This is a genomic window from Bacillus sp. GbtcB14 (genome assembly GCF_019091205.1).
In the GTDB taxonomy this organism is placed as follows: domain Bacteria; phylum Bacillota; class Bacilli; order Bacillales; family Bacillaceae_G; genus Bacillus_A; species Bacillus_A cereus_AG.
The window spans coordinates 294847-302163 of sequence record NZ_JAGXJT010000006.1; the positions used below are offsets into that span (position 1 = coordinate 294847).

The following is a 7317-nucleotide window of genomic DNA, read 5'->3' on the forward strand; positions in this document are numbered from 1 at the left end:
TCAAGTATAGTGTAACATTCCACATTGAAAATGTAGTTTTTCACACTATCTCCTTTAAGGGGATAATCAACCTTTATTATTTATTAACTCGTGCTGCTTTTTCTCGGTTTAAAACAAAACCATTTCGATTTTTAAGATGCATCTTCAAACTGACTATTGTATAAATCCGCATAAAATCCTTTTTCAGCAATTAACTCTTCGTGATTACCACTTTCAATAATATCTCCGTCTTTCATAACCAAAATCAAATCGGCATTTCTAATTGTTGAAAGTCTGTGTGCAATAACAAATGATGTTTTACCCACCATCAATTTATCCATCGCTTCTTGAATAAGCGCTTCAGTACGAGTGTCAACGGAACTAGTAGCCTCATCTAAAATAAGTAACGGTGCTTTTTTTACCATGGCCCTTGCAATAGTAAGCAGCTGTTTTTGCCCTACAGATAAGCTCGCTTTATCATTTAAAGCTGTATCGTAACCTTTAGGCAAAGTTCTAATAAAATGGTCCAAACCTACTGCCTTACAAGCCGCAACTACTTCTTCATCAGTTACTTCTACTTTGTTATAAATTATATTTTCCTTAATCGTACCTTCAAATAACCAAGTATCTTGCAACACCATACAAAATAGATCATGAACATTTTTACGAGTAATCGAATTAGTCGGTACATCCTCAATTTTTATTTCACCGCTATCAACTTCATAGAAACGCATAAGGAGGTTAACAAGCGTTGTTTTCCCTGCACCGGTAGGTCCAACAATTGCAACTTTTTGGCCGGCTTTGATATGAGCAGAGAAATCTTTAATAATAAGCTTCTCTTTCGTATATCCAAACTTAACATTTTTAAATTCCACATTACCTTTGACATCATTGGCATTTAATATAGTTTCTTTGTCACTTTCATCTTCAAGTTCATCTTCGTCTAAGAATTCAAATACACGTTCGCTTGCTGCAGCAGTTGACTGCAAACTTGTTGCTGCCTGTGCTAACTGAGACAATGGCTGTGTAAATAAACGAATATAAACCATAAATGAAACGATAACACCAAATGTAATGGTACCTTTCATCGCTAGTGTAGCACCTACTACACAAACAACAACATATCCCAAATTTCCAATAAAGATCATAAGGGGCATCATCATCCCTGACATAAACTGTGATCTCCACGCACTTTTAAACAAGCTTTCATTGATTTTATTAAATTGTTGCTTCGCTTCTTTATCGCCGTTATAAACCTTCACTATATCATGCCCTGAGTAAATTTCTTCAATATGCCCATTCATTCTACCAAGGTCTTTCTGCTGGCGTATGAAATATTTTTGTGATTTGGATATGATGAAAATCATTAATACAAATCCAACTGCCGTTGCAGCAATAGCCGAAAGTGTCATCGTAACATTAATTGAGAACATCATAATTAAAGACCCTAGGAACATAACGACCGCTGTCACTAACGAACCAACACTTTGATTTAAAGTCTGACCAATCATATCTACATCGTTTGTGACACGACTTAATACATCTCCATAGGTCGTAGAGTCAAAATATTTTAATGGTAATTTATCGATTTTGTCAGCAATATCCGTACGTAATCGTTTGGATACTCGCTGAGTAATAGTGGCCATAATAAACGACTGAATATAGCTGAAAATAAAACTCAGTCCGTACAAAATAGCAAGAAGTAGAGCAATATTTCCTATTGCCGTAATATCAATCTTACCTGCCATACCCTCCGTAATTAAATCAGTTATTTCACTAAGCATATTGGGCCCAATGATAGTAAAAATGGTTCCTACAGCTGCCAATACAAGCGCAAAGACAATCGCTGGTAAATACGGTTTACAATAGGCAATTAACTTTCCCCACGGCTTTTTAAAGTTCTTTGGCTTTTCTCCAGGAGCTACCATTCCTCCTGGGCCACCGCTACTTTTTCGAGGACTATTTGTTTGATTATTACGCATTTCCCAGCTCCTCCTTCGATAGTTGTGAATAGGCAATTTCCTGATAAGTCTTACAAGTCTTCAACAATTCATCATGTGTTCCCATACCTACTATTTTACCTTCGTCAAGAACGATGATTTTGTCAGCATCTTTAATCGTTCCAATTCGCTGTGCTACAATCAAGGTCGTCGCACCTTTCGTTTCTTTTTTCAAGGTAGAACGAAGCTGACGATCTGTTTTATAATCTAGTGCAGAGAACGAATCATCAAAAATAAAGATTTCAGGATTTTTGCTTACTGCTCTTGCAATAGAAAGGCGTTGTTTTTGTCCCCCAGAAAGGTTTGTACCGCCTTGGGCAATAGCAGCATTATATTCGCCATCCATTTTTTCTACAAATTCTTTTCCTTGGGCAATTTCCACCGCTTTTTTGATATCCTCATCTATCGGCAAGGTTTGGCCGTTATCACCATATGCCACATTGGATTTTACTGTACCTGAAAATAATACGGCTTTTTGAGACACATAACCAAACTTATTATGAAGGGCTTCTTGTGCATACTCTTTTACATTGATCCCGTCGACTATAACCTCTCCCTCAGAAACATCATAAAATCTTGGAATCAAATTAATCAGCGTACTTTTGCCACTACCAGTAGAGCCAATAAAAGCGACAGTTTCACCTTTATGTGCCGTAAAACTAATATCTTTCAAAACATATTCTCCTGCGTCAGGATATTTAAAGCTCACATTACGCAGTTCGATTTCACCTTCAACTCCCTTAGGCGACTCCTTCATCTCCCCATCCGTAATTGTCTGAGGGGTATCTAACACTTCATTAATACGTGCTGCAGATACTGAAGCACGCGGCAGCATAATAAACGTCATCGCTAATAACATAAACGCCATAACGACCTGCATTGCGTAAGACGAAAATACTACCATATCACTGAACAAACCGATTCGATCCATTCCACCTGCATTCATAATCAAATGAGCCCCAATCCAATAGATAGAAAGAGTTAAACCTGACATAATTAGACCCATACCCGGCTGCATAATGGCCATCAGGCGGTTCACCAAAAGATTTGTATCTGTTAAATCTTCATTTGCTTTTTCAAATTTTGCTTCTTGATACTCTTGTGCGTTATAGGCATGAACAACACGAATACCAGTTAAACCTTCTCTTGTTACTAGGTTCAGATTATCTGTCATTTTTTGGACTACTTTAAATTTCGGTAGCACAAAGATGATAATGCTGCCTATCATTACAAGCAAAGCAACGACTGCTACTCCTGTTGCCGCTGACCATTCCCAACTTTTACCTGTAATCTTCAAAATGGCCCAAACCGCAAGGATAGGAGCTTTAATCATAACTTGAAGACCCATTGCAACAGTCTGCTGTATTTGCGTTATATCATTAGTAGAACGAGTAATAAGACTTGCCGTTGAAAAACCATTAATTTCTTCCATAGAGAAAGATAACGTTTTGTTAAATACCCCTTTTCTCAATTCTTTTGAAAGGGAAGTTGCTACTCTCGCCGCAAAATAACCAACAACAACTGATAAAATCATACTGCCGAGAGCACATAAAAGCATCTTTCCTCCTGCTGCCCATATCTCGCTCGTTTCGCTACCCTTCGTCTGTACAAGGGTTGTAATTTCAGACATAAAATCTGGTAGCTTCAAATCTAACCAAACTTGACCTGCAATGAACACAATACTAGCAACAATAAGTATCCATTCTTTTTGTTTTAAGTATTTAAATATTTTCAACATATTTACATTTCTCCTCATTTTTCGATAATATGCCAATGATATTGTGAAAAATAATTCTAAACAGAATTACCTTTTTAAATCCCTCACTTTTTTTGTGGATATCATTTAATTTTCCACCCTTTTATAGAGCCCTTTTTTTAGTAATGAAATTTCTAAAGTATAGTTTTCCACCGACTCATCGAATGGTATTTCCTTCGCAAAATTTTGAATAAGATTGTGAAAAGTCACCGCCGTGATAATCTTCATAACATGAAATATTTCTCGTTCTTCTGTAATATTTAATTTTTCTTTATTTATTAAGACCATGATTTCGGACAATCTATTTTTATGATTATCCTCGTTCATATTTCGAGTAAATGTATTTTCAACTTTATAATTCATATTTAAAAAGGCATTTCTAAAAAAATTTCGATTTTCTAGGTTTTTGAATTTTTCTAGCATATATTGGTACAATTCAATATATGAGTCAAATAAATCACCCTCATTTTCTTTTAATATTGAAATGAATTTTTCATTATCTCTTTTAGAATGATCATTTAATAAAAAGAAGAAAACATCTTCTTTATCCTCAAAATATTGATAAAAACTTCCCCTCGGTATTCCGGCGTCTTTAATAATATTAGAAATCGATGCTTCGAATAACGGAACTCTTGAAAATTCTTTCATCGCTGCCTGAATTAATAGTTCTTTTTTTTCTCTTTCTAAATTAAAAAATGTTTGTTTAGGCATTGTTATTCCTCCGATCAAATAAGTGACAACGTGTCACAATTAGGCGTAATCCAATACTATACGACAACGTGTCATACGTCAACGGAAAAATATGACACGTTGTCATACTTATTTAATTATTGTTTATCGGGAATCGCCTCATCTTTTTTATTTCTTAATACATAGAGTACCGAATGATAAAGAGACATATACTATAAAATATAACATCTGACACTACGAAGATTTAATGTATAAATCAATGTAACGTTTTATTTCTATCTTAATTTCACTTTAAAAATCCCAATAATAAAGAGGCCCCTCATATAGAGATAGCCCCATTCCTACTTATGCTTCTACCTTCAAATCGTTTAGTGAAACGACATCAGCAAACGCTCCAAACACTACGTTATGATGCTTCACAATGTCTTCAGCACGTAACACTTCTGTATCAAACGTACTATGTGCATCACTCACTAACGTTACTTTATACCCTTCACTAAACGCTCTTCGCGTTGTCGTATCCACACAGTACTCTGTTTGCATCCCTGAAATAATAACGTGTTCAATTCCTTTTTCTTGTAACACTTCGCCTAAGTTTGTCTTATGGAATGAATCTGGCGTCGTCTTTTCAACGATACTGTCCCCTTCTTGCGGAGCAATCGCCGCATGTATTCCCCAACCATCTGTACCTTTTTCTAACGGATGACCTTTAGGCCCGTTATGTTGGACATAAATAACCGGAATATCATTTGAACGACATTCTCCAATAAGTTCTTGCAATGTTTGTAAAAACTTTTCCCCATTATGTACTGACATTCCAGCTGTATACATCCCAGCTTGCACATCAATTACAATTAATGCTTTTTTCATTTCGCGCAGCTCCCTTTGTTTGTATTCCACCATCCAACAATCTTCTAATTTCCCCTCATGCAGCTCATGTTCCTTTAAAATCTTCACCTTTTTAAATCCACATTTTTCATAACACTTTATCGCACGTTCATTATTAACTTTCGGGTCCATTGCGATTGCTTCTGCTCCCGTGTTCTCCATAATATATGTAATTGCTGCCTGAACAAGTTTCGTTCCAATTCCTTTTCCCCAATAAGTCGGCTCTCCGATAAATTGATCCATTCCCCATACATTTAGTGATTCTTCATAGCCATATAATGTTTTCCACTCAGAATCAATTGGATACATTTGTATGTAACCAATCGGCATATCATCAAACTCTATTAAACATCTTTTTTCATGACTATTTGGATTATGTATAAAATGATCCAGTACCATTTCTACAGATTGTGGATTATCTCGCCCTTCGTAATACTGCAGGACTTCTGGGTCTGTTAACCATTTTGAAATAATAGGTGCATCATCTTCTATTACGTACCTAACCGACACATTTTCTTTTTGAAATAGCATATAGTACCTCTTTTTAATTATTTATATTTTTTCTTGTTGTGAAATCTTTCATTGTCTCAAGATAGCGAAAGTATGTCCGTTTCCATATAGATTGTGCATTTTTTAATGTATCAGCCATCTAGCATCCTACTTTAAATATCCATCATATTGATTATACACTTTCTTCATTTTATTTGTTAAAATTTTCTATATAATCAATATTGTTTGGGGGAATACATTATGTCTAATCCTATACTTAAATCAACTTTAATCATTCTTAGAGGAAACTCCGCAAGTGGTAAAACAACAATCGCAAAAAAACTGCAAGAACATTTTGGACAAGGTACACTTTTAGTATCACAAGATGTTGTACGTAGAGATATGCTAAGAGTCCACGATACGATAGGGAACTTATCACATGATTTACTATTTGAAATTACGAAGTATGGAAAAGGGAAATGTGATTTTATTATTTTAGAAGGTATTTTAAACAGTCGTAGATATGGTGATATGCTGAAAGAATTAATACATTTTTTTGAAGGAAACGTCTATACATATTACTTTGATTTATCGTTAAAAGAAACGATTCGACGACATAACACAAGGGACAAACGACATGAATTTGGTGAGGATTCCCTAGAAAAATGGTATACTCCGCACGATACAATTGAAGTTACCAGAGAAGCTATTTTTACAGATAACTTGACGCAAAAAGATATATTTGATGCGATTCTTAATGATGTTGTAATACGAAAATAAGACCGACAGAATATGTCAGTCTTATTTTCGTTATGTACTTTATATTTCAGTTTTTATAATTGAACAATCTTTACATTTGAAAAAATAAAAGCCAGTCTCAATAAAGAGAACTGACTTCTATCTATAAAAATATATGTATTATAGAATTTTCACTTTAACAGTTTGTCTTCCCCAATTCATAGCCTTACTTTTTGAACCCATTAAAACATCAATGCGATTTCCTTTAATTGCACTTCCCGTATCACCAGCGATAGCTTCTCCATAACCTTCTACCCATACTTTAGATCCTAAAGGAATTACTTTCGGGTCAACTGCGATAATTCTCATATTCGGATTAGCCGTTAAATCATGCCCCATCGCAGTTAAAACGCGTCCACCATATGTACCATTTTCACTTGGATCAGCAGTATATGCTGTCGCTACTACCGTTAATTCACGTTTAGCAGACTGTGTGTTATTTTTAGACTCTTCTTTTGCCTTTATTGCTTCTTCTTTGGCTTTTGCTATTTCTTTGGCTTTTGCTATTTCTTGGGCCTTCGCTTCTTCCTTAGCCTTTGCTATTTCTCGTTCTTTTGCCTCTTCCTTAGCCTTCGCTATTTCTTGAGCTTTTGCTTCTTCCTTAGCCTTCGCTATTTCTTGGGCTTTCGCTTCTTCTTTTGCCTTCGCTATTTCTTGAGCTTTTGCTTCTTCCTTAGCCTTCGCTATTTCTTGGGCTTTCGCTTCTTCTTTTGCCTT

6 protein-coding genes and 1 pseudogene are annotated in these 7317 nt (G+C 35.4%); 1 reads left to right on the forward strand and 6 read right to left on the reverse strand.

All coding sequences use genetic code 11. The features are described 5' to 3' along the window. Nucleotides 1-131: 131 nt before the first annotated feature. The 5 genes and pseudogenes from KVT31_RS19865 to KVT31_RS30375 form a co-directional block, all read right to left on the reverse strand. A complete protein-coding gene (locus KVT31_RS19865; RefSeq protein WP_088096761.1) occupies nt 132-1961 on the reverse strand; it encodes an ABC transporter ATP-binding protein in 1830 nt (609 codons plus the stop codon). Next, a complete protein-coding gene (locus KVT31_RS19870) occupies nt 1954-3717 on the reverse strand; it encodes an ABC transporter ATP-binding protein (RefSeq protein ID WP_088096762.1) in 1764 nt (587 codons plus the stop codon). The genes KVT31_RS19865 and KVT31_RS19870 overlap by 8 nt, the downstream gene beginning before the upstream one ends. A gap of 105 nt (nt 3718-3822) precedes the next feature. After that, on the reverse strand, nt 3823-4446 hold the full coding sequence (locus KVT31_RS19875) for a TetR/AcrR family transcriptional regulator (protein WP_048547590.1): 624 nt from the start codon (nt 4444-4446) through the stop codon (nt 3823-3825). 324 nt (nt 4447-4770) lie between these two features. Beyond that, nucleotides 4771-5295: a cysteine hydrolase family protein gene (locus KVT31_RS30370; RefSeq protein ID WP_048547889.1), complete on the reverse strand. Its 525-nt coding sequence runs from the start codon at nt 5293-5295 to the stop codon at nt 4771-4773. Nucleotides 5296-5310: 15 nt separating this feature from the next. Further along, nucleotides 5311-5844, reverse strand: a pseudogene (locus KVT31_RS30375) (GNAT family N-acetyltransferase); the annotation flags it as partial. A gap of 219 nt (nt 5845-6063) precedes the next feature. On the opposite strand from KVT31_RS30375, the gene KVT31_RS19885 reads away from it, so the two are divergent. Then, entirely contained in the window at nt 6064-6582 is a 519-nt protein-coding gene (locus tag KVT31_RS19885) for a kinase (protein WP_088096764.1), read from the forward strand. Nucleotides 6583-6720: 138 nt separating this feature from the next. Here the strand turns inward: KVT31_RS19885 and KVT31_RS19890 are convergent. Beyond that, nucleotides 6721-7317 (reverse strand): 3D domain-containing protein (locus KVT31_RS19890; protein WP_254637255.1); only part of this gene is annotated, 597 nt, incomplete at its 5' end.

What these genes read in the sequence shown, in the direction of transcription:
- KVT31_RS30370 (WP_048547889.1), bottom strand. Translation starts at nt 5,295, where the DNA reads ATGAAAAAAGCATTAATTGTAATTGATGTGCAAGCTGGGATGTATACA.
- KVT31_RS19885 (WP_088096764.1), top strand. Translation starts at nt 6,064, where the DNA reads ATGTCTAATCCTATACTTAAATCAACTTTAATCATTCTTAGAGGAAAC.
- KVT31_RS19875 (WP_048547590.1), bottom strand. Translation starts at nt 4,446, where the DNA reads ATGCCTAAACAAACATTTTTTAATTTAGAAAGAGAAAAAAAAGAACTA.
- KVT31_RS19870 (WP_088096762.1), bottom strand. Translation starts at nt 3,717, where the DNA reads ATGTTGAAAATATTTAAATACTTAAAACAAAAAGAATGGATACTTATT.
- KVT31_RS19865 (WP_088096761.1), bottom strand. Translation starts at nt 1,961, where the DNA reads ATGCGTAATAATCAAACAAATAGTCCTCGAAAAAGTAGCGGTGGCCCA.